The following is a 907-nucleotide window of genomic DNA, read 5'->3' on the forward strand; positions in this document are numbered from 1 at the left end:
TTCCTTTAATAGGGCTATAAATCGTTTCTACCAATACGCCCGCGGAATTTGAAGTTTGATTTTCTTTCGGTTTATCGTTAATCGAATTAGACGAATTAACTGAATTATTATTTAAAGAATTATCTTCAATATCGCTTATAGGGTTTTTAAGATATTCTTCCAATTTTGATTTTATAACCGCGACTTTCGGACCGTAAACTACTTGAATTCCGTTTCCTTTTTTGATTACTCCAGAAGCGCCGCTTGCCTTCAATGTGGCGTCTACTACTTTATCCGCGTCAAATACGGTTATACGCAAACGAGTGATACAACAGTCTACATCGCTTATATTTTTCTTTCCGCCGAGTCCAGCGACTATTAAAGGCGATTCTCCATATTCGCTATTCTTCGAAGATTTTGCGGCTTCCACATCCGCTCTTCTATATAATTTAGGCTCTTCGCTGTCGGGTTCTCTTCCCGGAGTTTTTAAGTCCATTTTTTTAATTAAGAAAGAAAATACAAAATAATAAACGAAAAAATAAACTATTCCGACAATCAAAATCCAAATCCAATGAGTTTTTGAATTTCCTTGAATGACGCCGAATAATAATAAATCTATCAAACCGCCCGAAAAAGTCATTCCAACTGTGACATTCAAAATATGCATAAGCATGAAAGATATTCCCGCAAAAACGCAGTGAATGGCGTAAAACAACGGAGCTACAAAAAGAAATGTGAATTCTATCGGCTCGGTTATTCCCGTTATCATTGCAGTTAGCGCCGCCGAAAATAATAAAGCGCCAACAATTTTTCGTTTTTCGATTCTTGAAGTTCTATACATTGCCAAAGCAGCTCCAGGAAGTCCGAATATCATAAAAGGAAATTTTCCCGTCATAAACCTTGTCGCTTCAACGCTGAAAGCCGTAGT

At 37.2% G+C, this 907-nt stretch carries 1 protein-coding gene; it reads right to left on the minus strand.

Annotation, left to right across the window (positions count from 1 at the left end; genetic code table 11):
- On the minus strand, positions 1-907 hold a 907-nt coding region (locus EZH24_RS12680; RefSeq protein ID WP_161976181.1), incomplete at both ends, for a PTS transporter subunit EIIC.

The sequence above is a fragment of the Brachyspira catarrhinii genome, assembly GCF_005518285.1.
Taxonomy (GTDB): domain Bacteria; phylum Spirochaetota; class Brachyspiria; order Brachyspirales; family Brachyspiraceae; genus Brachyspira; species Brachyspira catarrhinii.